Here is a 23,324-nt window from a genome sequence, read left to right as displayed (position 1 = left end):
TAAAAATGGTCCGCGCTATCGCGCGCAGCCGTACGCTCCCACCATGACCGCCACCGCCCAGCTGCCGTTCCGTCAGAGCCACCCGCTGCGCTCCCCCGACGATCTCCTCGCGCTGCAGGGCACCGGACCGATCCACAAAGTCCTGTCCGCCGTCGGCGACGAGGCCTGGCTGGTGACCGGCTACTCGCTGGTGCGCAGCCTCATGGACAACGACCTCCTCGGCCGCACCCACCGCGACCCCGCGAACGCCCCGCGCAGCCGCACATCGGCGTTGTTCGGCGGCCCGATCGGCGATTTCGATTCCGAGCCGACCGACCACGCCCGCATGCGCCAACTGCTGCAACCGCACTTCGGTCCCCGGCACATGCGCACCCTGCAGCCGAAGGTCGAAGGGCTGTGCGCCGCCCTGCTCGACGACATGGAACGTCAGGGGCCGCCGGCCGACCTCTTGACCAGCCTGGCCCAGCCGCTGCCGATCCTGGTGATCTGCGACCTGCTCGGCGTTCCCTACGCCGACCGGGACCGCTTCCGCCACTGGGTCGACGACGCCGCGTTCTCCCCCGACGACGACATCTCCCTCAAGGGGCTCGAACACCTCCTCGGCTACGGCATGGAACTGGTCGCCGCGAAGCGCGCGAACCCGGACGACGACGTCATCTCCCGTCTGTGCGACGAGCCCGACCTGGCCGACTTCGAGATCGCCACCCTGGCGATGCAGTTGCTCTTCGCCGGTCACGAGACCACCGTGACCCAGATCTGGGTCGGATGCCTGGTGCTGCTGAGCAATCCCGACCAGTGGCAGACGCTGCTGCACAACCCGGACCTCATCCCCAAGGCTGTCGAAGAAGTCCTGCGCGCCGGCATGACCGGCGGTGTCGGCGTGGCGCGCTATGCGCGCGGCGATGTCGACGCCGACGGCGTGACGATCAGGGAGGGCGACCTGGTCCTGCTCGATCCCGGCGCGGCCAACCACGACCCCGAGGTCTTCACCGATCCCGACCGGGTGGACCTCAGCCGCACCGGCGCGGCGCACGTCGGCTTCGGCTACGGGTTGCACTACTGCCTCGGCGCGGCGCTGGCCCGGCTCGAACTCAAGACCGTCTATTCCCAGCTCATCCCCCGCTTCCCCACCCTGCAGCTGTGCACCGATCCGGCGACGATGACCGCCGGTTTCCATTCGCTGTCCCACGGACTTGTCGAACTACCGGTGACCTGGGGATAGCACCCTGCGGGTCAATCCTGCGGGAACGCTTCCTTGTCGCTGTGACCCTGCTGTCTTGTCCGCGCGGATCACTGCCGGTTCGCTACGGTGCTGCCCTATGCGGGGGGTCAGAAGGGCCGTCAGAAAGCTGAAGCACCGGACCACCGTCGCCGGCGTGATCGTTGCCGGCGCCGCGGTCGTCGTCGCGGTGATTGCCATCGCGGCGGTGTTCTTCTACAAGCCGACCCCGCCTCCCGACGTTCACACCGTCTCGTCCACCGCGCAGACGACCGCCGCCCCGCCCCGCACACCCGTACTGGCCCCCATACCGGTGGCGGCTACCAAAGCACCACCACACTGAGAGCACCGCCAGCCGACCCACTCTTACCGAATCGTCAATATTTCTGTCGAACTCGGACGCCGACCACAGCCGGTGTCGTACATTTCTGACGACGCTGAGAACACAGCCGACCGGTCGGGGCCCGGTACCGAAATCACGCCGACGTCCGACCGTCACAAGCGGGTCTCCAGGGGTGGGCTACGCGAAGTGGCCACCCCCTTGGGCCACCGGCCCCCCGCCCCTGGGGACCACTTGGTCTACAACCGAACGTCGACACCGTCGGAGACCGGTCCGACCGCCCCGCTGCTGAGCACATCACCCGGTGACACGTCACTGCGGCCGAGTCCGGAGAACAGCAGCCCGACGTTATCCCCGGTCACCGCCTCGTCGATCGTCTTGCGAAAGCTCTCGATCGCGTCGACCCGAACCGTGCGGGCGTCGTTGATCCGCACCTCGTCACCAACCGAGACCCGGCCCAGCTCCACCCGACCTGTGGCGACCAGTCCCCGGCCCTTGATCGCGAATACGTCCTGCACCGTCAGCCGAAACACGGTTTCAGCCCAATCCCGGCGGCTGATCCTCGGACCAGAGGCAATCACCGTTCATCGTGATGGTGAACAGCTTCGGTAACACCTCGAGGTGCAGGGGTTGCCCCACCTCACCGGGCGAATGCACCACGGGCGCAAGCTCTCCCGGACCGATCACGGTCACCTGATCGGCACTGCATACCGCCGACGGGTCCAGCGGCGCCGCGGTCCACTGCCCGGAGCGCAGGTTGGGATTACGAAACCCTTGACCGTGCAAGGTGATTCCGGCACCGTAACTCAGCCAGCGACCGGCTGGGTCGAACGGGCCGAGCACCGGAGCCCACATGCCCGATGCCTGGCATACGAGGAAATCGCCGACATCCGGCAGCCGGGTCATCACGTCTGTGAAGTCCGCCGGACACGGCGCCCCGGGCTGCGGCCCCAGACCATCGGCGTGTGCAGGCGCCGGATTCAATGCCAGCGCGGCAGCGGCCACTGCCATCAGGACGCCGTAACGTCGCATAGCCAGCCCCTCATCACTCGACTCTCACCAGGCTCAACACTACGTCGATGCGCGGATGTGACCAGCGGTGTCTGTAGCCGGGACCATCGCCCCTACCAAACTCATCTATCCGACGTGCTGAATGGAGTTTCCGACTCGACCCCATGGAGGTCCCGCCGTGTCCTTGGTGAAGCTGCTGGTGTCTTTCGCTCCATGGATAGCCTTCCTGATCATTGCCAGGGACTCCATGGCCCGTGTAGAAATCGGTCTGGTCGCGGCCCTGGCCCTCTCGGTGGTGATGGCCGTCCTCAAACTGCACCGGGGCGTCATCATGTGGGTCGGCCTGGTGTTCTTCACCGCTGCCACCGTCGCGGTGCTCGGCTTCCACAGTGTGTGGGCCGTCCGCCATCTCGGCGTGCTTGCCAACGGCGCCCTGGCACTCGGTTCGTGGATCACGCTCGCCATCGGCAAACCGTTCACCCTGGAATACGCGCGCGCACACACCGATCCCTCGAAGTGGAACAATCCACAGTTCATTCGCGTCAACGTGCTGCTCACCTCGGTATGGGCGACGGTATTCACTGTCAACGCCGTGCTCGCCTGGACTATGATGAAACACCTCTTGACCGAATTAGCCGGCCACACAGCGAGTTACGTAACCCTGATCGGGGCGGCGGTATTCACCTCGTGGTACCCGAAACGCGTCAGAGCCAAGCGGTCAGCCGTATAGCTCGTCGATGTTGTCGTGGAAGTTCTCCACGACAGCCTTGCGCTTGAGCTTCAAGCTGGGCGTCAAATCGCCTGCCTCGACCGTCAATTCGCGATCAATGATGGCAAAGCGCTTGACCTGTTCCCACCGGTTCAGGTGCTTGTTGAGGGTTTCCACATAACCCTCGACCATTTCCCTGGTCTTCTCGTCCCGGGCGACTTCCTGGAAGGACTTGCCCTCCATGCCGTTGCGATCCGCCCACTCTCTGATGGCCTCCGCATCGAGGCTCACCAGCGCCACGCAGTAGGGCTTTCCCTCGCCGTAGATGATGATCTCGCTGGCGAACGGGCAGATGCCCTTGAACGCCGCTGAGATCGCCGAGGGCGCAACATATTTGCCCTGCGACGTCTTGAACATGTCCTTCTTGCGGTCGGTGATCCGCAGGTAGCCCTCGGCGTCGAGTTCGCCGATATCTCCGGTGTGGAACCAGCCGTCGGCGTCGATGGCCTCCGCGGTGGCCTCGGGCAGGTCGTGGTAGCCACTCATCACACCCGGCCCCTTGAGCAACACCTCGCCGTCGGCGGCGATCTTGACATCGGTGCACGGCAACGTCCAGCCCACCGTCCCAAACCGGTAGGCATGCAGGCGATTCAGCGAGGAGGCCGCGGACGTCTCGGTCAGCCCGTAGCCCTCCAGCACAATGGCGCCGACGGCGTCGAACCACTGCGCGATGTCCCGGTCCAGCGCTGCCGACCCGGAGATGAAGAACCGCAGGCGCCCACCGAACCGCTGCCGGATCGTGTTGAACACCAGCTTGTCGGCGAGTTTGTGTTGTAACGCCAGCAGGGGCCCGACCCGGTGCCCGGCCTGCCGGGCGCGTGACACCTGCAGACCCACGTCGCTGGCCCAGTCGAAGAGCCGTTTCTTGACGCCGCCCTCTTCGGCCATCGTCTCGGTGATCCGGCCGTGCACCTTCTCGAAGATCCGCGGTACCGCACCCATGAATGTCGGCTTGATGATCGCCAGGTTTTCGACGATCTTGTCCACCCGACCGTCGATGACGGTGGGAAAACCCATAACCAGCGGCATGGCCAGCATCACCTTGCCGAACGAATGTGCCAGCGGAAGCCACAGATAGTTGAGGTCCTTGTCGGACAACACCTGCAGCGAATCCAGCGCAGCGGCGGTGTAGGTCCACGCCTCATGGTGCAGGCGCACACCTTTCGGCTTCCCTGTGGTGCCGGAGGTGTAGATCAGGGTGGCCAGCTGCTCGGGCCGGATCGCGTCGATCCGCTCGGTCACCGCGGTGGGCTTGTCGGCCAGGAGCTGCTTGCCGAGTTGCTCGAGCTCCTCGAGCGTGATCACCCAGTCGTCGTCGCTCGTGCCGTCGATGATCACCACCTTCTCGACGGCAGGCAGGTCGGCCCGGTTGGCGGTCAGCTTGTCGACCTGAGACTGGTTCTCCGCTACGACCACGCGACTGCCGGAGTTGGCGACGATGAAGGCGGTGTCCTCGGCGTTGGTGCTCGGATAAACCGTCGTCGTTGCCGCGCCCGCGGACAGGATGCCGAAGTCGACGACCACCCACTCGTAGCGGGTTCCTGCCGCCAGCGCCACCCGGTCCTCGGGGTTGATGCCGAGGGCGATCAGGCCCGCGGCGATCAGCTCGACGCGTTCACCGACCTGCGCCCAGGTGACACTGGTCCACCCGTCGTTGTCGGGATAACGGAACGCTTCGGCGTTGGGGGTGGCCGCGACGCGATCAAGGAACATCCGCGGCACCGACGGCGCCCGGTTGTCGATTTTGCTCACGTCGGGCCGCTCGTCGGACTTGCGCGGGCCTGCCATGGCGCGAGTTTATGTCGCGGCGCGCCGCCCGTGGCGGAATCGGGCAGCCCGGGCCGAGCGATTCGCCGAACGGCGGCCGAACACGGCGGCTAGTTCTGGTCGAATTCGGCTGGCTCGCGGTCCGCGGCGAGGTTCGCCAGCCGCCAGGTGGATTCGCGGTTGCGGGGCCAGAAACCGGCGAGCTGTATCCGGTCCGGCACGAATCGCATTGGCCCTTCCACGGCCACCTCCGCCATCTCCACTCGGCAACCGCCCTCGATATCGCTGAGCCGCAGGGTGATTCGCGCCGCCCCGGCCGGGCCGAGGCGCGCCAGCAGCACCAATTCCTCCTGCGGCGTGCAGCGCAGCACCACGGTCTCGTCGTTGATGACTGCCGGCCACACGCCGATCGAATGCAGAATGCGAGCGCCCGGCGCGGGCCAGTCGGCGTCGACCGCACGCATCCGGCTGTTGCCGACCACCCATTGCGAGTAGGTCCACCCGTCGGCCAGCACTTCCCAGACTCGTTCCCGTGGTGCGTCGATGTCACGCGTAACGCTTGTTGGCATGCTGCGCGGATACCCGCTCTACAAGAAGTAAATCGTCAACCAACGGTTGACGAACCGTCCCCGTCAACCTATGGTTGACGCATGGACCACCCCGCGCGCATCGCCTATCCGATCCGGCTCGACGACCTCATCGACGGCATCAAAAAGGTTCAGACCGACGCCCTCGACCAGCTTGCCGACGCGGTGCTGACCGCGGAAGCCCTCGGCGACCTCGCCGACCACCTGATCGGACACTTTGTCGATCAGGCCCGCCGGTCGGGCGCATCGTGGACCGACATCGGCAAGAGCATGGGAGTCACCAAGCAGGCCGCGCAGAAACGTTTCGTGCCCAAGATGACCAACCTCGACGCCACCGATCTGGACCCCGCTCAGGGCTTCGCCCGGTTCACCCCGCGAGCCCGCAGCGCCGTCGTCGCCGCCCAGAACGCGGCGCACGAGGCAGGCAATGCCGAGATCGCCCAAGGCCACCTGCTGTTGGGGTTGCTCTCCGATCCGGCAGCACTGGCCACTGCCCTGTTGCGCGCCCAGCAGATCACCCCCGATGCCGTCCGCGCTGCCATCACGTTGCCGCCGCGGGTGGCCGAAATGCCGGCCTTGATCCCGTTCGACAGCGGTGCCCGCAAGGCCCTGGAACTGACTTTTCGCGAAGCACTTCGCTTGGGACACAACTACATCGGCACCGAGCACATGCTGCTCGCGCTGGCCGAAGCCGAGGAGGACGGCGGCGCACTGCACCGGCTCGGCTTCGACAAGCCCCGCACCGAGGCCGACATCGCCGAGATGCTCGCCGCGATCACGCCGACAAAGCAGTCCTGAGCTCCCGCCGGCCATCACCAATGCTGAAACGCACTGTCCCGCTGGCTCACTGGCGGTCAGTCATTCCGCGGTCAGCGGAGCTTTCCACACCAATTTCGTGCCACCGGTGTCCCCGTCGGTAACGGTGAACGCCCCGCCTGCCGACTCCGCACGCCGGGCGAGGTTACGCAGGCCGCTGCTGCGCTGGTTGTCCGCGGGTATCCCGCAACCGTTGTCGGTGACCACGATGGTCAGGTCGTCACCGACGGCGACGCTCACCGTGATCTCCGCGGCGCCGGAGTGCCGTACCGCATTGCTCAGGGCTTCGGTGACCACCGCTTCGGCGTGGGCGGCGAGTTCGGGGCTGACAATGCTCAGTGGGCCGGTGAGGTTCAGCGTCGCGGCGACATCGCGATTGTTCGTCAGCTGCTCGAAGACGTTGTGGATATGCGCGGCAAGGCCGCCTGTCGTATCGACGTGATGCTGCAAATTGAAGATGGTCGAGCGGATCTCGGTGATGACCGCCTGCAACTCGTCGACCGACCGCGAGACGCGCTGCGTCAACTCGGGATCCCGGATCCGAGCGATGACGCCTTGGAGATCGAGCCCGACGGCGAATACCCGCTGAATCACCTGGTCGTGGAGGTCATGGGCGATGCGCTCCCGGTCGGTCAGCAGGGCGAGCTCAGCTGTGTACCGCCGCGCGCGAGCAATCGTCAGGGCGATAGCTGCGTGGCCGGCGAAATCCCGCACCAGGTCCAGGTCTTTGGGACCGAACCGCGAAGCGTTGACGTTGCGTGCGACGACGAGCACACCGAGGCTGTGGCCGTCCGCGGACAACGGCACGACGATCGCCGGGCGTTCACCGATGTCGGTGAACGCCTGGATCGGCTTGCGGAACGTCTCGGTGATCACCGGCTCGCCGGAGCGGAACACCGAGCCGCTGGTCGATCCATCGACCGGAACCCGCTGGCCGAGAACATCGTCCGCGTATCGACCGACCGCGGCTGAGACCACCAGGGTTTCCACCTCGTCGTCCGGCTGGTCAGCGTCGTCGGGAAAAAGCACGATGGCTTGCTCTGCCTCGGTGAGTTCACACGCCCGCGCGGCGATGAGCTGCAACGGCCGAAGGAACGACTGCCCGTCGGACAGCACAGCCGCCGTGATCTCGCGACTTGCGCCTGTCCACGACGCCGCGATGCGGGTCGCGTCGAACAACTGGGCGTTGTCGATGGCCACCGCGGCCACCGAGGCCAGCGCACGTCCGGTGACCTCGTCCGACTCGCTGAACGAGCGCCCGGGCCGGTCGTCTGCGACGTACAGACTGCCGAACGCCTTGTCGTCACGAATTCGGATCGGGATACCCAGGAAAGCGCGCATCGGGGGGTGCCCGTCGGGAAAGCCCGCTGAGGCCGAGTGTTGGGTCAGATCGTCGAGCCGCAACAGATCCGTCCGGTCCCGCAGCGCGCCCAGCAGCCCCTTGCCGACCGGGAGGTGACCGATCCGCTGAACGATGCGTTCGTCCATCCCGTCATGGACGAACGAGGTCAACAAGCCGTCGGGACCCCATACGCCGATGGCACCGTAGCGCGCCCCGGTCAGGGTCAACGCGGCACTGATGATTCTGTGCAGTGTCGGCTCCAGCTCGAGGTCGGAACTGATCTCGATCGCCAGCTGCAGCAGTAACCCCATCTGGTCGCGGTCCGCGGCCAGCTCATCGAGCTGATCGTGAATTCGGCGCACATCCCCTGAGCGCTCCCGACCGAACTGCGCCCCGGGTCTACCTTCGCTGATCAAACCCGTCCCCTGCGATTCCCGACTGCATCTCCCCGCATTGTGACAGTCCGATCTTGCTCGTGAAAGCGTGAGAGACCACCCTTTTGCGCAAAATGCCCGCATCGACCTCGGCGGCCGCCAGGAGCATGATCGTTGCTGAAAAGATTTGAGCAACGCCCGAGCCCACCCGGCCGACGCGAACGATCACGGCCGCGGAACGGTTAGTCTGTTGCACGACAAGCGATCTGATCGTTCTCGAGCCCGGCCGGCACGAGAGCCTGAAGTCCCAGGCTGGCAGGCCGTTCGTCGATGGCCACAAGACATATCGAGGTCCACCGGCCCTACCCCGCCGGGACTCCACACCTCAGAGTTGACCCATGACAGCTTTGGCTCGGGTGGGCGCGACCGCCGCAATCCTGCTCGCAACCAGACAGTTCTTCCGGAACTGGGGCACCACGAAAGCCGAGTGTGCGATGCCACTCCCCGGCGACAGCTTGATCGGTCAACCCGCGGTGGTGACCACCGAAGGGATCACGATCAACAGGCCGCCGGAGGCCGTGTGGCCGTGGCTGGTCCAGATCGGACAGGATCGGGCCGGTCTGTACGCCTACGAAACACTGCACACCTTGGCCGGGCTGGACTATCACGACGCCGATCGGATCCACCCCGAATGGCAACACCTCGCCGAGGGGGACACCGTTCGGCTGGCACCGCGGGGATGGCTCGGTTTCACCGATGGCATCGTGGTGACGGTCGCACAGATCCAGGAGGGGCGATCGATCGTCTTACGGACGGGAGGCGGCGAAAGCTTCTGGGACGCCGTGTGGTCGCTGAACCTGGCGCAGCAGGGCGACAACGGCACCCGGCTGCTCATCCGCACCCGGGTGCCGCTGCGACGGCCCGGAGCCGTGGTGGGCGCCGAACTCATCGCGCCGGCCAAAGCCTTCGTGACGCGGGCCATCCTGCGCGGGGTGAAACATCGCGCCGAGAGCGAGCCCGCGCGCAATCATCCACTCTGACGGCTCGCGATTGTCCCGCAGCGCCGTTCAGCGGTCGGCGTCGGACTTGGTCAGTGCGCGATCTGCTGTGTTGAGCAGACTGCGGTGAAACTTGTACTGGGCAGAGACGAGGTCATCAGCCAAATCCAGTGCGGCTTGCACGATCTTGTCCCGCAGGGGCTGAACGGATTCGGGGATGGCGTCGTCCACCGCGTCACGGAACTTCCGCAACGCCTGTCCGGCCGCGTGCTGACCCGCTTTAGCCGACTCACGCAATTCGTCGGTGAGATCGGGCGACTCAACGGTGGTCTGGTTACCGGTTTCGGTCATGGTACGAACTCCTTGCCTAATAGGACTGTACGACAACACTATTGCGATCCGCTCGAGCCCATAGCGGCCAAAAGTCCTCTGCCCCGGTTCAAATAGTCCACAACCGTTCACTCACTCCACCGTGACCTGAAGGAAGTCGGTAATGCCGAAACGGTGGAACGTCCGCCGGTGTCCCGCCGACAGCTTCGGTGAGGCTGAGGCTGCGTCGATGATCTTCGGCGACACGACGTCATAGGTCCGGCCGGCGGAGGTGATCGTCGCCCGGCCCGCTGCGAGCACGTTCCGCAGCCAGTCGACACCGGTGCCGTAGGGCAGCGGGATGATGAATCCGTCCGCCACCTGCTCTGCCACCACCGGGGTGACGTAGCTCTTACCCGTGACTCGGCCGGTGTGTCGAACAGCGCTGGCATACCAGTGTTTACGACCCGCCAGATGCACCATCGCCGGGTTCAGCACATGCTTGTTGAACATGCGCACGCCGTCTCGGAGTGAACGTTGCGGTGTCATGGCGGTCCTCTCTGCCCGGAGTGCTAGCCGATGGCTTTGGCTGCGCTCGACAACTGCGCGACCGCCTGCTCGATACCCCGCGCCAGCTCGTCGACGTCCGGGGCCGCGTCGTAGTCGGCGATGATGCCGAATACCAGGCTGTCCGCATAACTGAGAATCGCGATACCGGTGCGCAGTTGGAGCGCAATGGGCGGAATCGGAAGCACACTCAGGACTTCTCGACCCAAAATCTTCTGTCGCGTACGGGGTCCGGGCACATTGGTGGCAACCGTGACGACTCCGCGTTGCGGCAATCGAGTCAGCGCCCGGACCGCCCACGCGGTCACCGGGAACGGCAGCGAACTGATCGTCGAGACGAAGGCACTGCCTGCCTGGCGCTGACCGCTCCCCTTTGCGCTCGTCAACCGAGTATGCACCTCCCGCAACTGTTCGAGCACATCGTCTCTCTCGACGGGAAGGCACGGAAGCATGATCGACACCCTGTTGTCGATCAGCTCCCGCGCGTCGTTGGAGCGGACCGACACCGGCACCAGCGTCCGTAGCGAATTCCGTCGGGGCAGTTCACCCCGCCGCACCAGGGCCGACCTGAAACTGTCCGTGATCGCGGTCAGCGCAACGTCGTTGACGGTCACGCCGAATTGGCGGCAGATCGCCGTCACGTCATCCAGGCTCACCCGCGCGGCACTGTACCCGCGCATCGTGCGAAGGGGGCCGGCCAGCGAGGAGGGGCCGGCCGGGCGTACCAGACCCCCGGTGATCTCGATGACGCCCTGAACGGCCAACGTCGCCGCGTTGGTCACCCCGACTGCGGTCTGCCAGAGGCTCGATGCCCAATCCAGCGGATTCAAACTGACTCCCGCGATGCGGCCCCGGTGATCTGTCGACTCTTTGGCGGCGCGGATCTCGGTCGCGAACGTCGCGCCTTCCCCGCCGTCGCTGAGTCCGGCGAACAGATGCATGGTCGCGATGCCGTCCGCGATGCAGTGATGAATTTTCATCAACACCGCCCACCGGTCATCGGTCAAACCCTCGATGATCCAGCACTCCCAGAGCGGCCGGTCGCGATCGAGGCGGCGCTCCATCACATCGGCGACGAATCGGTACAGAGCCTGGTCGTCCCCCGGATGGGGCAACGCCGCGCGGTGAATGTGATGGGAGAGATCGAAATTGGGATCCTCGACCCACTCCGGCGGCTCGAGGTCGAGCAGGTGGGTATGCACGACTTGCCGGAACCGAGGGACGCTGAGAATCCGTTCGGCGACACCATCGGCCAGGGACTCGAAGTCCGGCATCGGTCCCTCGATGATCGAGATACCGCCGACTGCCAGACTCACATGCCGATCCGAATCCTCGGCCTCGAGGAATCCCGCATCCAAAGTGGTCAGATGCTCCACGACGATCACACTTCGCCGACCACGTCAGACCGGCAAGGGCCCAAGGTCCCGGTCGTCGATGGCCAATGATCCCTATCAGGTCACCACGGCCCGGCTCACGATGGATCAATGACGCGCAAGCGGTGGCTGATGATGGAACCGTCGGAGGACGGTGCCACAGCCCGGTTTTACACCCGGCTGGCCGCCGCAGGCAGACACCTACCCGCCACCCATCTCACGACCGACGAGCTGATGTCGGCTACGCGCCACCGGACCCATATCGATCTGGAACGGCTGACCGGGATCCGTGAGCGCCGGGTGTCGGTGGGCGACGAGGACTCCTACAGTCTGGCCGCCGCGGCGGCACTGGACTGTCTGGGCAAATCCCGGCGCCCTGCCGATTCGGTCGACGCCGTCATCAGCTGCAGCATCACCAAGTTTCGCGACGGTCTCACCCAGTGGCTCGAACCGACCATGAGCAGTGCCGTCGCGGCGCGGATCGGCGCCACGGCGGCGATGACCTTCGACGTGTCCAACGCCTGCGCGGGGATGCTCACCGGAGTCACGATCGCGAACAACTGGATTCGACAGGGCCTCATCGAGCGGGCGCTGGTGGTCAGCGGTGAGTACATCTCGCAGCTGGGCCAGAATGCGGCTCGCCACATCCGTTCCATCATGAGCAAGGAGCTGGCGTGCCTGACGCTCGGCGACGCCGGCGCGGCTCTTCTGCTGGAGCGTGCGCCTGCCGGTTCGGCCGGGATCAACCTGGCCGGATTCACCACCGTGGCCGACTACAGCCGACTGTGCCTGGCATATCCCAAGGGGCCTGATCCGGGCGGCCGCATGTTCACCGATGCGCGCGGCATCCATCGGGCCGCGATGTCGGACACCCCGCTGCTGTTGCACGAGGTGCTCGACGCGGTCGGCATCTCGATACACGACATCGATCACGTGATCACCCACCAGACGTCAGCCCGCGCGATACGCAAGGGGATGGCCAAGATCGCCGACGACTTCGGTGACACTCCCCGCCACGACGCGGTGATCACCGTCGACCGTTACGGCAACACCGCATCGACGACCCACACCGTGGCTCTCGTAGAGGAACTCGAAGCGAATCGCATTCGCCCCGGCGAGACCATTGCGCTGATCGCGCTGGCGTCCGGACTGGAAATCGGCGTGGTCATGCTGACACTGGACGAAGAGATGGTGGATCACTATGGGCACCGTGGTTGAACAGGTCGCGGTGGGAAGGAGCCGGTGGCGTCACCGGCACAGTGCCCTACACCTCGCCGTGAACACCGCACAGGACTGCCTGCGGATGGCGGGCCGAGAACCGCACGACGTCGACCTTCTGATCAACGCGGGAATCTACCGCGACCGCAATCTGGGCGAACCGGCACTGGCGGCGCTGATCCAGGAGGACGTCGGCGCCAATCCCGAGGATCCGCACACCGGCACGCACGGCACATTCTCCTTCGACGTCGCCAATGGTGCGTGCGGTGTCCTCACCGCCTTGCAGATCGTCGACGGTTTCCTCACGTCGAAGACCATCGACTGCGCAATGGTTGTGGCCAGCGACGCCGATCCCGGCCATGGCATGAGCGAACACTTCCCGTTCTCCCCCACCGGCGCCGCACTACTGTGCACCCGGACCGACGACACTGCTGGAATCCAACAGGTGCATTGGGCGAGCATCCCCGACGGCGGCGATTCTTTCAGTGCCACAGTGGGTCTCGTCGACCACAGGAATGTGCTGCGCTTTCGTCGATCCACTTCGCGCGACGAACGCTTCGCCGTCGCTGCCGCCGACGCCGCGGCGCGCTGCCTGCGTGCGTCCGAACGCACGATCGCCGATGTCGACGCGATCGTCGCCGCACCGGCGTGGCCGGGATACCGCGCGGCGCTGGCCACGCTGCTCGGGGTGCCGCCTGAGCGCATCATCGTCGCCGACGACGATGCCATGCACACCGCGTCGCTGGCGGCGGCCCTCGATCGAGCAACCCACAGCCTCGACGGCGGCAGCCTCGCCATCCTGATCGCCGCAGGCGCCGGAATCACCGCCGGCGCAGCCCTTTACCGCATCCCGCGGTGAGGGTGGCCCCGGATCACCCCTCGAGCTCCGGGACCGCCCGTGCGCCACATGACCGACTCGGCAGTACGCGCCGAGACTCTCAGGATGCCGTGCTCACCTGCGGGCCGCACCAGAATTCGGCCGGGTTGTGCGTATCGTCGTCCGCCGATCACTCGGCCGTCACCGTGGCGTCACTCGCCGCCCACGGAACGCCGGCGAGGACCTTTGACGCTCATCTGAGGACCCAAGACCATGCGCCCGGCCACCGTCGGGCGCGCACCATTACCCCATGACTAACGCGGTGATCGACGCCGCCGGGTTGACCGAACTCGTAGCCGCGTTGATCGACCGCGGCTACCGGGTGGTGGGCCCCACGGTGTCGGAGAACGCGATCGTGCTGGCCGAGCTGACGTCAGCCGACGAGCTACCCGTGGGCTGGGGCGTCGACGTTGCACCCGGTCGTTACCGGCTGCGCCGCCGGGACGACGATGCGGCTTTCGGCCATTCGGCGGGTCCGCAGTCGTGGAAGCAGTTCCTGCATCCGCCGCGGCAGCAGTTGTGGTCGTCCGACGGTACCGAACCCGAGGATCCACCACGGTATGCCTTCCTCGGCGTTCGGGGCTGCGACCTCGCGGCCATCGCGCTGCTCAACGGAGTCTTGGGCAAGGGCAGTCACCCGGACGAGGGGTTCGTAGGACGGCTCGGAGGGATCTTCGTGGTGGCCGTCAACTGCACCGAACCGGGCGGCCTCTGCTTCTGCGCATCCATGGGAACCGGGCCGCAGGTGGGACCGGGCTATGACCTCGCGCTCACCGAACGTGTCGACGACCTCGGCCGCCGCTACCTCGTCGATGTCGGCACCGACGACGGCGCGGACGTCCTCGCGGCGCTCTCCCACCGAGACGCCGCACCCGATGAGATCGATTCGGCCAGAAGCGAAGTCGCAGAAGCGGCGCACCACATGGGGCGACAGATGCCCGGCACGGATCTCCGTGAACTCCTGATCGCATCTCGCGAGTCCCCGCACTGGGACGAGGTCGCCAGCCGGTGTCTGACCTGCGGCAACTGCACGATGGCGTGTCCCACCTGTTTCTGCACCAGCGTCGCGGACACCACCGACCTCACCGGGGAGCATGCCGAACGCTGGATGAGCTGGGCCTCGTGCTTCGAGTTCGACTTCACGTTCGTCCACGAGGGCAGCGTGCGGCAATCCGGACCATCGCGGTATCGGCATTGGATCTCGCACAAACTCGGTACCTGGCACGACCAGTTCGGCAGTAGTGGCTGTGTTGGCTGCGGACGGTGCATCGCCTGGTGCCCGACCGGAATCGACATCACCGAAGAAATGCACACCCTGGCCCAGGAGCGCGATGGCGATGACTGACACGGCGGCCGTCCCGGCATCGCCATCCGCGATGAGCCCGGTCCCCTACCGCGTGCGCCGCCGGGTATCCGAGAACCGCGATTCGTCGACGGTGGAGCTGGAACCGGTGGGCCGCCCGCTCGCCGCGCCGCTGCCGGGCCAATTCATGATGATGTACGCATACGGCATCGGCGAGATCGCCATCTCCGTCAGCGGTCTCACCACCGGAACCGATGCCACCATCACCCACACGATCCGGTCGGTGGGCGCAGTGAGTCGCGCCCTGCACGATGTGCAGCCGGGCGCGGTGATCGGGATCCGCGGACCGTTCGGCACGGATTGGGGCCTGCAGGCCGCCGGCGGACGCGACCTGGTCATCGTGGCCGGCGGCGTCGGTCTCGCGCCGCTGCGTCCCGTGGTGCTCGGCATCCTCGCCGACCGTGAGGCGTACGGCACGGTCACCCTGATCGCGGGCGCCCGGTCCCGCGACGATTTCTTGTTCGGCGACGAGCTGCGGAGGTGGGCGGACAGCGCCGCCATCGATGTGCATCTGACTGTCGACGTGCCGGTGCAGGGGTGGTCCGGTGAGACCGGATTCGTCACCGAACCGCTGCGCAGATTGCCGCTGCGGGCTCCGAACACCACCGCCTTCCTCTGCGGCCCCGAAGTCATGATGCACAACTGCGCCACCGAACTGATGCGAAAGGGACTGCCCGCCAGCGCTATCCGTGTCTCGCTCGAACGCAACATGCAGTGCGGGATCGGCTGGTGCGGCCACTGTCAATTGGGCCCGTTGCTGTTGTGCCGGGACGGACCGGTCGTCGGATATGACGTCGCCGAACCCCTACTCGCGGTGAAGGAGTTGTAGATGAGCGGACCTCCTTCGCTGGCGGTGTGGAAGTTCGCTTCCTGCGACGGCTGCCAATTGACCTTGCTGGACTGTGAGGACGAGCTGCTCACCCTCGCCGGGCAGGTGCGCATCGCCACTTTCCTGGAAGCCTCCAGCGAGATCGTTCCCGGGCCCTACGACGTGTCACTCGTCGAAGGGTCGATCACCACCGCCGCAGACGAACGACGTATCAGGGAGATTCGCGATCAGTCCCGGATCCTGGTCACGATCGGCGCCTGCGCCACCGCAGGCGGCATCCAGGCACTGCGCAATTTCGCCGACATCGACGAGTTCGCCTCGGTCGTCTACGCGAAGCCCGAGTACGTCGACACGCTCGCGACATCCACGCCGGCATCGGCGCACGTGCCGGTCGACTACCAACTGCAAGGCTGTCCGATCGACCGCAATCAGCTCCTCGACACACTCGCAGCGCTGCTGGTGGGACGTAAACCGCGGTTGCCTGCCAAGACGGTGTGCACCGAATGCAAACTGCGGGGAGTCACATGCATCGCAGTGGCCGAGGGCATTCCCTGCCTCGGCCCCGTGACTCACGCCGGTTGCGGCGCGTTGTGCCCTGCACATCACCGCGGCTGCTACGGCTGTTTCGGGCCCGCAGCGACACCCAACACCGCCGCCTTGATCCCGCTCCTGAACCGTGACGGAATGTCGGAAGCAGCTGTGGAGCGTGTCTTTTCGACGTTCAACGTCACCCGATTCACCGCCGAACGGAACGACGCATGACTTCGCAGACACGCACTCTGTCCGTGGGCGCCTTGACCCGTGTCGAAGGTGAAGGCGCACTGCATGTCGCGTTGGTCGACGGCGCCGTGGACAGCGTCGAGCTCAACATCTACGAGGCGCCGCGCTTCTTCGAAGCCTTCCTGCGCGGCCGCGCGTACACCGAGCCCCCGGACCTCACCGCGCGCGTGTGCGGTATCTGCCCGGTCGCGTATCAGGTGAGTGCGTGCAATGCGATCGAAAACGCCTGCGGGATAACGATCGATCCCGCACTGGCTGCGCTGCGCAGGCTGATGTACTGCGGCGAATGGATACACAGCCATGCCTTGCACATCTTTCTGCTGCACGCCCCCGACTTCTTGGGATATCCGGACGCCATCAGCATGGCCAAGGAGCATCCCGACCTCGTCAATCGCGGTCTTGCTATCAAGAAGACCGGCAACCGGCTGATGGAGATGGTCGGCGGCCGAGCCATTCATCCCATCAACGTCCGGCTGGGCGGTTTCTATTCGGTGCCGCGCGCACGCGACCTCGAACCACTGACCGAGATGCTGCGCCGCTCGCTCGACGACGCACTGGAGACCCTGCGGGCGTTCGCCGCCTTCGATTTTCCCGAGGTTGAGTTCGACCACGAATTCCTTTCGCTGTCCGACGGTGACCGGTATCCCATCGAGAACGGCGTCATCGCGCGCAGTGCCGGACCGGCATTCGACGTCGCCGATTTCAGCGCCCACGTCGTCGAGGCGCAGGTCGAGCATTCCACCGCCTTGCAAGCCACGTTGGACGGCAAGCGATACCTGACCGGTCCGCTGGCGCGGTATTCGCTCAACTCGGCGACGCTCTCCCCCGTCGCCCGGGAGGCCGCGGCCGCCGCAGGGCTGGGTCCGACGTGCCGAAACCCGTTTCGCAGCATCGTGGTCCGCGCCGTCGAGGTGGTCTACGCGATCGAAGAGTCACTGCGGATCATCGCCGAGTATGAGCGTCCGCCGAGGCCGTTTGTCGACGTGCCGGTGCGCGCGGGTATCGGGCACGGGGTCAGTGAAGCCCCGCGGGGGCTGCTGTACCACCGTTATGAGATCGGCGGTGACGGACTCGTCCGCGCGGCGACACTGGTGCCGCCCACCTCGCAGAACCAGGGCGCCATCGAGCACGAGATGGCCGAGTTGGTCACCGCGAACCTGTCGTTGGACGACGCATCGCTGACGTCGTTGTGCGAGAAGTCCATTCGTAATCATGATCCGTGCATCTCGTGTTCGGCGCACTTTCTGACTCTCACCATCGATCGGACATGACCGGCAGCGCGCTCGTCATCGGCATCGGCAACGACTTTCGGACCGACGACGGGGTCGGCCTCGCGGTCGCAGCCGAAGTCGCCCGGCGACGTGTGCCGGACGTCGAGGTGATCTCGGTGCCTGCGGATGCAGGACAGATCCTCGACGCCTGGACGGACGTGCCACTGGTCATTGTCGTGGACGCAGCCAGCGGCCCTCACGTGGTCGCCGGACGGATCCGGCACTGGATTCCCGGCGACGACCACCAACCCGCGGCGGTGAGCTCGCATTCTCTTGGCCTGCCGGAGATCTTCGCGCTGGGCCAGGCGCTTGGCCGAGTGCCTCGGCGACTGGTCGTGCTCACCATCGAGATCGAGGACATCAGTCACGGTGTCGGGCTCTCACCCCCCGTCGCCGATGCCGTGCCTGCCGCCGTCGAAGCCGTTCTGGCGGAAGCCGGTCGTCAGCCCTGAGTCGGCGCGTGGCGCAGCAACGCGCCGACGCCGTCAGACAATCGCAGACGTTCTGGGGCGCAGACGAGGTCGGCCCCGATCGCCATCGCCGCGTAGGGAAGCGCCTCGTCGGCACGCAGGGTCTGTGTCGGCGCGATACCGAAGTCGGACAGCGTGTCGGGATCGGATCCCGGCAGTGTCAGATCGTCGCCGGCGAGCACTGTTTCGTCATGCATCTGTCCGATGATCAGAGTGGCGACCGAACGCTCACGCAATGCCGCGGTCACCGCCGCGAGGCCGGCCACCGCACGACCTGATCCACGCCCGTCTTCGGCGTCGTACTGAGCCATGATCCTGTCGCTATGAACGTTGCGCCTGTTGTTCAGCTCGTGGGCGATGGCCACGCGAACGGCGGAGTCCACCCCTGTCGGGCGAGACCCGACTCCCGGTTGGACGATACGTTCGGCCACCCGATGTGGCAGCTCGGACACCAGCTCGGCCCGGACACGCTCCTGGCCGATGAGGACGATGAAGTCCAGCTCATGGCCATCCACCTCGCCGGTGAGCCGGTCGGCGACCGCACGGAGGTTCTTGCGCACCGCCTCCTCCACCCGATGTTGGGAATCTCCCCACGCGTTCAATCCCGCTGAAGCTGCCTTGTGGACCGGAAACCCCTCACCCACGACGGTCTCGGAGAAGGCCGACTTCCCTTGGTAGCGCGTGAGATCGGCGCCGACCTGATCGACGGCTACGACCAGATAGGGCCCCGAGACCGATCCGTTCTCGACGAGTGGAACGACGTAGGGAAGCTCCGAGGCCCGCACCACCGGCGTCACGGGCGGCACGACGAGGTGCTCGTCGACCGCCACCCCATCCAGACCGACGATCAACGCGCGCCCACTGCGGTGTTCAGTTGCGGGCCGCTCGTTCATCGCACGCGTGACCGCCGCGATGAGCGGGTGCGGCGCGCCCTGCTGCTCCAACTCACGCGCGACGTCACGCTCGAGCACCGCGAGACGCTCTGCCGCGTCCTGGGTGTCATGGGAGTCGTCGTAGTACACCGAGGCGACGGGACCTCGTGTGGCAAGCAGTGTGTGGGCCAGCGGTGAATACGTGGTTGCGCTCGTCATCGGTGATCTCCTTCCGATCTGCGACCCACGATGCGCGCGCAGGCCCGGCACCAACAAGTGCCAAAAGTCCCCGTGCCGGAGGCCTTTACGGGGCCTGACCGGTGTGGCGAATGCCTAACCGACAAAGGGCGAACCGTCCAGGCGGCGTAGGGCATCGGCCACCGGTCGTCGCGGCGTCGCCGGTAACGGGTCGGCAGTCAGCGGTGACCATCCCACTCGCAGCAATATCTGGGGGAACTGTTCGCTGCCGAACACAACCGCGCGTACCGCCTCTCGGGTGTCTGGGACCTCGAGTACCTCCGACACCGCGCATGAGGCCAGGCCCTGAACCGTCGCGGTGAGCATGACGACGCTGGCAGCTTCACCAGCGCGCAATTGGCACGCGATGTCGTCGATCGCGGTGCCCAGCGCAAGCAGGACACCGTTGTCCTCGGCTGCCGAAACGTCATCGGGTTGGTCGAGTGCCGCGCCGGAGAAGATTCGGCCCGGCACTGCGGCCGCACCATCTACCGGTGGAACATTATGCGCGGGAACACCTTCCGCTGCAGCGTACCGTCCGCTCCACGCCATCAGCTCGGCGACGTAACCGGTGTCGTCGATATGCCGGCGCGCTGCCTGTTCCACCAATTCGACGAATTCGTCGGTCGGTTCGACCCGCCTCATCGTGACGCCGAAGCGCGCCGCGCGCGCGCCCATCAACGCGATGTCTCCCATCGCCACCGGCCATGAACTGTACGTACGCCGATCGGTTCGCCGCCGGGGAATGGCTGCCGCCATCGCGATGTCGGACTCCCCCGGAGGTCCGCGGTGCACCTGCACTGACGCCAGATGAGTGCGGTCGTCGGGATTCGGTACCCGGTGGACGGACGCGCGCCAGCCCAGTGCCGCAAGGGCGACGGTCGCGTGATGCAGGGCGGCCCCACAACTGACGATGAGGTCACGGCCATCAGGGTCGGTGTGAGGGAGACGCAATTCGCGGCGCGAATACAGATTGATGCTGTGCGGGCCGACTCTCCACTCCCATGGCTGGGTGTTGTGGATCGACGGGGCACGGCCGGCCAGGTCCAACGCCGCCCGCACGGTGGCGTCGTCAGGAAAATTCGTCGTCATCACCGCCTACCGCCCTTTGTGCATGATGCTGGCTGAACCGACCATGCCGGTCGTCGGGGCGGCGGATAAGAGCCGCAAGTCCCCAAAGTTGATGACGGGTGGTCTGCCGCACTATCGGCTGCCGGGACTCCCCGATCCGCCGGTCTCTCTGCGGGTTATCGCTGCCCGAGCGCGGCTCGACGGCGTGGCGCCGAGGACTAGTGGCCGCCGGCCAGGGACTTTGGCCCCTGCGCGCGCGCGATTTTTGACGATACCGTCGAAACGGTCCCGGCAAGTTGACAGGAATCGGCCAATGCCCGAACGAGAGCGTGTCACGCCGTCCGTGGTCGTGGGCGTGGACGGTTCGCGGTGGGCCACCGAGGCCGCATGCTGGGCTGTCGACGAGGCGGTTCGCCGCGCCATCCCGTTGCGCCTGGTCTACGCCGTCGACTCCACAGAAGACGACGACGATGCCCAACGCATCGCCCGCCGGTTCGCCGCGGCCCAGACGGCGGTGCGCTGCACGGCCGCCGCCGTCGAGTCGACCGACAGACCGGTCAAGATCGAGGCGGAGATCGTGCAGCAGAAGCCCGTGGCAGCGTTGCTCGATGCGTCCAACGGCGCCGCCATGCTGTGCGTCGGCGCGATCGGGTTGAACCACTTCCGCGACCGGCACATCGGGTCCACCGCGACCGCACTGGCCACCGCAGCGCACTGTCCGGTAGCTGTGGTCAGGGGGCACGACCCGGTGGCCTCGGCCCAGCGATGCGTAGCCGTCGAACTGGACGGGTCAACCGGTGATGGAGCCTTGCGCCACGGCTTCGACGAGGCTCGTTCGCGCGGAGCGCCGTTGCGTGTGCTCACGACCTGGCGCTCGCGTTACCCGGACATCCACGACGGCCACGCCATCGCCGCCGGAAACCGCGACGCCAAGGCGGCCCTGGAACGTCGCCTGAAATGCTGGCGCACACGCTATCCCGATGTGGACGTCACCACGGTGGCCCTGCACGGTAACTCGTTGAGTTACCTGATGATGCACGGGGATTCGATCCAGTTGTTGGTCGTAGCCCACGAACGCGGCCAGGGCATCGCCGAACTGCTCGGTGCGAACGGGAATGCGGTGCTGGCACACGCCGATTGCTCGGTATTGGTCTGCGAACCGCAGAACCTGTTATAGGCGCGAAACACTGATCACCGATTCCTGGAGGCCGCCATGGTGAAAGTCTTTCTGGTAGATGACCACGAGGTGGTCCGCCGCGGCCTCATCGACCTCCTCAGCGCAGATCCAGATCTGGAAATCGTCGGTGAGGCGGGCTCCGTGGCCCAGGCCATGGCACGGATCCCCGCGGCGAAGCCTGACGTCGCGGTGCTCGATGTGCAGCTGCCCGACGGCAACGGTGTCGAGCTGTGTCGTGACCTGCTGTCCGTGCTCTCCGACCTGCGGTGTTTGATGCTGACCTCGTTCACCTCCGACGAGGCCATGCTCGACGCGGTCCTGGCCGGCGCCAGCGGATACGTCGTCAAAGACATCAAGGGCATGCAGCTGGCCCAGGCCGTCAAGGACGTCGGCGCGGGCCGCTCGCTACTGGACAACCGGGCCGCCGCAGCGTTGATGGCCAAGTTGCGCGGTGCGACAAAGCGATCCGATCCCCTCTCCGGCCTGACCGATCAGGAACGGTCGCTGCTGATTCTGCTCGGCGAGGGCCTCACCAACAAACAGATCGCCGACCGGATGTTCCTCACCGAGAAGACGATCAAGAACTATGTATCCCGGCTCCTGGCGAAACTGGGTATGGAGCGACGCACGCAGGCGGCGGTGTTCGTCGCCAAACTGGACCACCCGACCCACGAGCACGGCGGCTACTAGCCGAACGGCGCGTCAGACGGGCCGGACCGCCGGCTCGGCGGTCGCCTGCCTCACCAAGACCACCGAGCAATCCGGATAGCCCAGGATCGGATGGCAATTCGGCACCGCGAGCGAGGTCAGGGTGTCGGCATCCGAAGTGCCGACAACGGCGAGACCGACCTGCCGGTCGTGCGGGTCCTCATCGCGGCGGCCCACCCAGCCGGTGCCTGCCGACACGGTCTCGACGTGAACATCGGGATACCGGCGGATCCAGCTGTCCACGCGGCGATCGATCTGCCGGACGGTCGCGTCACGCAACCGTCCTTCCTGCATGGCCAGGTGCACGACATCGTCGTTGTCGGGCTCATCGGACAACACCACTGCCACGACGCCCCCGACGCGCGCCCGGCCATCGTCGCCACTGCGGATGATCGCGACCGGACATCGAGCGTGGTCAGCAAGATGAATCGCCGTTCCGCCGAAAAGCCGTCCCCCTGCCACGTGCGGTGGGCGGGCGCCGATGCACACCATGGCCGCCTCGGCAGACTCCCGTTCCAGCACCTCGCCTGGTGTTCCGACCACCGACGCGGTCTCGACGCATACGCCACGATGCGTCTGGGTCGCCACATCCTGGGCCTCGACAAGTATTGCGTCCCAGCCACGATCATCGCTGCCGGATTCCCTCGGAAGAGCCGCCGGCACGGCGTGAATCAACCGCAACGGTACGTCGCGGCTGACAGCCTCGGGCACCGCCCAGTCGAGCGCGTTCAGAGACCATGGGGAGCCATCGACCCCGACGACGACGGCACCAGGCAGTTCAACCGCGTGAACGTCCATGGCGTCCGACGCTACCGGTGGCGGAATCGCCGCCGCGAGGGCCTTTGGTCGTCCGAAAGCAGGCTCGGCGACTCGCGCGGAGCCCCGGCGGAGGACTTTGTCCTCTAATCAACCCGAGCTCGGGAGGCGACGATGATGTTCCTTGAAGAATCGGGGTAATGCGCTGTGGCCGAGGATTTTC

25 protein-coding genes are annotated in these 23,324 nt (G+C 66.2%); 14 read left to right on the top strand and 11 right to left on the bottom strand.

Annotated features, from left to right (window positions below):
• Nucleotides 1-43 precede the first annotated feature (43 nt).
• Together BST42_RS03090 and BST42_RS03085 are read left to right on the top strand one after the other, a co-directional pair.
• The gene (locus BST42_RS03090; protein ID WP_083117045.1) at nt 44-1,222 is read left to right on the top strand and encodes a cytochrome P450; all 1,179 of its coding nucleotides are present in this window, start codon (nt 44-46) and stop codon (nt 1,220-1,222) included.
• A 154-nt stretch (nt 1,223-1,376) separates the two neighbouring features.
• Nucleotides 1,377-1,562, top strand: a complete 186-nt coding sequence (locus BST42_RS03085) for a hypothetical protein (protein ID WP_133057405.1) — start codon at nt 1,377-1,379, stop codon at nt 1,560-1,562.
• Between the two features lie 236 nt (nt 1,563-1,798).
• On the opposite strand, the gene BST42_RS03080 is transcribed toward BST42_RS03085, so the two are convergent.
• Both BST42_RS03080 and BST42_RS03075 read right to left on the bottom strand, forming a co-directional pair.
• Nucleotides 1,799-2,092, bottom strand: a complete 294-nt coding sequence (locus BST42_RS03080) for an EF-Tu/IF-2/RF-3 family GTPase (RefSeq protein WP_083117043.1) — start codon at nt 2,090-2,092, stop codon at nt 1,799-1,801.
• Between the two features lie 4 nt (nt 2,093-2,096).
• Nucleotides 2,097-2,591, bottom strand: coding sequence for a hypothetical protein (locus tag BST42_RS03075; protein WP_083117042.1), 495 nt, complete (start codon nt 2,589-2,591; stop codon nt 2,097-2,099).
• A gap of 166 nt (nt 2,592-2,757) precedes the next feature.
• Here BST42_RS03075 and BST42_RS03070 point away from each other — a divergent pair, with 166 nt between their 5' ends.
• On the top strand, nt 2,758-3,300 hold the full coding sequence (locus BST42_RS03070; RefSeq protein ID WP_207569429.1) for a DUF3159 domain-containing protein: 543 nt from the start codon (nt 2,758-2,760) through the stop codon (nt 3,298-3,300).
• Here the strand turns inward: BST42_RS03070 and BST42_RS03065 are convergent.
• Both BST42_RS03065 and BST42_RS03060 read right to left on the bottom strand, forming a co-directional pair.
• Nucleotides 3,289-5,127 carry an AMP-dependent synthetase/ligase gene (locus BST42_RS03065; RefSeq protein ID WP_083117040.1) on the bottom strand — a complete coding sequence of 613 codons (1,839 nt, stop codon included), beginning with the start codon at nt 5,125-5,127 and terminating at the stop codon, nt 3,289-3,291. The two genes, BST42_RS03070 and BST42_RS03065, sit on opposite strands and share 12 nt — an antisense overlap.
• An 89-nt stretch (nt 5,128-5,216) precedes the next feature.
• Complete coding sequence (locus BST42_RS03060) at nt 5,217-5,675, bottom strand: SRPBCC family protein (protein ID WP_083117039.1); 459 nt, start codon at nt 5,673-5,675, stop codon at nt 5,217-5,219.
• Between the two features lie 81 nt (nt 5,676-5,756).
• On the opposite strand from BST42_RS03060, the gene BST42_RS03055 reads away from it, so the two are divergent.
• On the top strand, nt 5,757-6,491 hold the full coding sequence (locus tag BST42_RS03055; protein WP_083117038.1) for a Clp protease N-terminal domain-containing protein: 735 nt from the start codon (nt 5,757-5,759) through the stop codon (nt 6,489-6,491).
• A gap of 60 nt (nt 6,492-6,551) precedes the next feature.
• On the opposite strand, the gene BST42_RS03050 is transcribed toward BST42_RS03055, so the two are convergent.
• Complete coding sequence (locus BST42_RS03050) at nt 6,552-8,162, bottom strand: GAF domain-containing sensor histidine kinase (protein ID WP_237159238.1); 1,611 nt, start codon at nt 8,160-8,162, stop codon at nt 6,552-6,554.
• Between the two features lie 461 nt (nt 8,163-8,623).
• On the opposite strand from BST42_RS03050, the gene BST42_RS03045 reads away from it, so the two are divergent.
• Nucleotides 8,624-9,265, top strand: coding sequence for an SRPBCC family protein (locus tag BST42_RS03045; RefSeq protein WP_083117036.1), 642 nt, complete (start codon nt 8,624-8,626; stop codon nt 9,263-9,265).
• Nucleotides 9,266-9,292: 27 nt separating this feature from the next.
• Here the strand turns inward: BST42_RS03045 and BST42_RS03040 are convergent, their stop codons facing one another.
• The 3 genes from BST42_RS03040 to BST42_RS03030 form a co-directional block, all read right to left on the bottom strand.
• On the bottom strand, nt 9,293-9,574 hold the full coding sequence (locus BST42_RS03040) for a hypothetical protein (RefSeq protein ID WP_083117035.1): 282 nt from the start codon (nt 9,572-9,574) through the stop codon (nt 9,293-9,295).
• A 111-nt stretch (nt 9,575-9,685) separates the two neighbouring features.
• Nucleotides 9,686-10,081 (bottom strand): PNPOx family protein, encoded by a 396-nt coding sequence (locus tag BST42_RS03035; protein ID WP_083117034.1) that lies wholly within the window; start codon nt 10,079-10,081, stop codon nt 9,686-9,688.
• A 23-nt stretch (nt 10,082-10,104) separates the two neighbouring features.
• On the bottom strand, nt 10,105-11,475 hold the full coding sequence (locus tag BST42_RS03030; protein WP_083117273.1) for a WS/DGAT/MGAT family O-acyltransferase: 1,371 nt from the start codon (nt 11,473-11,475) through the stop codon (nt 10,105-10,107).
• A gap of 108 nt (nt 11,476-11,583) precedes the next feature.
• Here BST42_RS03030 and BST42_RS03025 point away from each other — a divergent pair, with 108 nt between their 5' ends.
• The 7 genes from BST42_RS03025 to BST42_RS02995 all read left to right on the top strand — a co-directional run bounded on the left by BST42_RS03025 (nt 11,584) and on the right by BST42_RS02995 (nt 18,262).
• Nucleotides 11,584-12,690 carry a 3-oxoacyl-ACP synthase III family protein gene (locus tag BST42_RS03025; protein WP_083117033.1) on the top strand — a complete coding sequence of 369 codons (1,107 nt, stop codon included), beginning with the start codon at nt 11,584-11,586 and terminating at the stop codon, nt 12,688-12,690.
• Complete coding sequence (locus BST42_RS03020) at nt 12,674-13,549, top strand: 3-oxoacyl-[acyl-carrier-protein] synthase III C-terminal domain-containing protein (RefSeq protein ID WP_083117032.1); 876 nt, start codon at nt 12,674-12,676, stop codon at nt 13,547-13,549. The genes BST42_RS03025 and BST42_RS03020 overlap by 17 nt, the downstream gene beginning before the upstream one ends.
• 268 nt (nt 13,550-13,817) lie before the next feature.
• Nucleotides 13,818-14,912: a 4Fe-4S dicluster domain-containing protein gene (locus tag BST42_RS03015; RefSeq protein WP_083117031.1), complete on the top strand. Its 1,095-nt coding sequence runs from the start codon at nt 13,818-13,820 to the stop codon at nt 14,910-14,912.
• On the top strand, nt 14,905-15,759 hold the full coding sequence (locus BST42_RS03010) for an FAD/NAD(P)-binding protein (RefSeq protein WP_083117272.1): 855 nt from the start codon (nt 14,905-14,907) through the stop codon (nt 15,757-15,759). Before BST42_RS03015 ends, BST42_RS03010 begins: the two co-directional genes overlap by 8 nt.
• Complete coding sequence (locus tag BST42_RS03005) at nt 15,760-16,521, top strand: NADH-quinone oxidoreductase subunit B family protein (protein WP_083117030.1); 762 nt, start codon at nt 15,760-15,762, stop codon at nt 16,519-16,521.
• Entirely contained in the window at nt 16,518-17,810 is a 1,293-nt protein-coding gene (locus tag BST42_RS03000) for a Ni/Fe hydrogenase subunit alpha (protein ID WP_083117029.1), read from the top strand. Before BST42_RS03005 ends, BST42_RS03000 begins: the two co-directional genes overlap by 4 nt.
• The gene (locus tag BST42_RS02995; protein ID WP_083117028.1) at nt 17,807-18,262 is read left to right on the top strand and encodes a hydrogenase maturation protease; all 456 of its coding nucleotides are present in this window, start codon (nt 17,807-17,809) and stop codon (nt 18,260-18,262) included. The genes BST42_RS03000 and BST42_RS02995 overlap by 4 nt, the downstream gene beginning before the upstream one ends.
• Here BST42_RS02995 and BST42_RS02990 read toward each other — a convergent pair.
• Together BST42_RS02990 and BST42_RS02985 are read right to left on the bottom strand one after the other, a co-directional pair.
• On the bottom strand, nt 18,253-19,371 hold the full coding sequence (locus BST42_RS02990; protein ID WP_083117027.1) for an Rv2629 family ribosome hibernation factor: 1,119 nt from the start codon (nt 19,369-19,371) through the stop codon (nt 18,253-18,255). The genes BST42_RS02995 and BST42_RS02990 overlap by 10 nt on opposite strands.
• Before the next feature lie 114 nt (nt 19,372-19,485).
• Nucleotides 19,486-20,481, bottom strand: a complete 996-nt coding sequence (locus BST42_RS02985) for an Acg family FMN-binding oxidoreductase (RefSeq protein WP_083117271.1) — start codon at nt 20,479-20,481, stop codon at nt 19,486-19,488.
• Nucleotides 20,482-20,773: 292 nt separating this feature from the next.
• Between BST42_RS02985 and BST42_RS02980 the strand changes: the two genes are divergently transcribed.
• On the top strand, nt 20,774-21,637 hold the full coding sequence (locus BST42_RS02980; RefSeq protein ID WP_083117026.1) for a universal stress protein: 864 nt from the start codon (nt 20,774-20,776) through the stop codon (nt 21,635-21,637).
• Between the two features lie 36 nt (nt 21,638-21,673).
• A complete protein-coding gene (gene dosR / locus BST42_RS02975; RefSeq protein ID WP_083117025.1) occupies nt 21,674-22,327 on the top strand; it encodes a hypoxia response regulator transcription factor DosR/DevR in 654 nt (217 codons plus the stop codon).
• A 12-nt stretch (nt 22,328-22,339) separates the two neighbouring features.
• On the opposite strand, the gene BST42_RS02970 is transcribed toward dosR, so the two are convergent.
• Nucleotides 22,340-23,143, bottom strand: coding sequence for a universal stress protein (locus BST42_RS02970; RefSeq protein ID WP_083117024.1), 804 nt, complete (start codon nt 23,141-23,143; stop codon nt 22,340-22,342).
• Nucleotides 23,144-23,324: the final 181 nt, after the last annotated feature.

Origin of the sequence: Mycolicibacterium rhodesiae, assembly GCF_002086695.1 — a bacterium.
Lineage (GTDB): Bacteria > Actinomycetota > Actinomycetes > Mycobacteriales > Mycobacteriaceae > Mycobacterium > Mycobacterium rhodesiae.
Note: the sequence above shows the minus strand (reverse complement) of the source record. Positions and strands in the feature narration are given on the sequence as shown.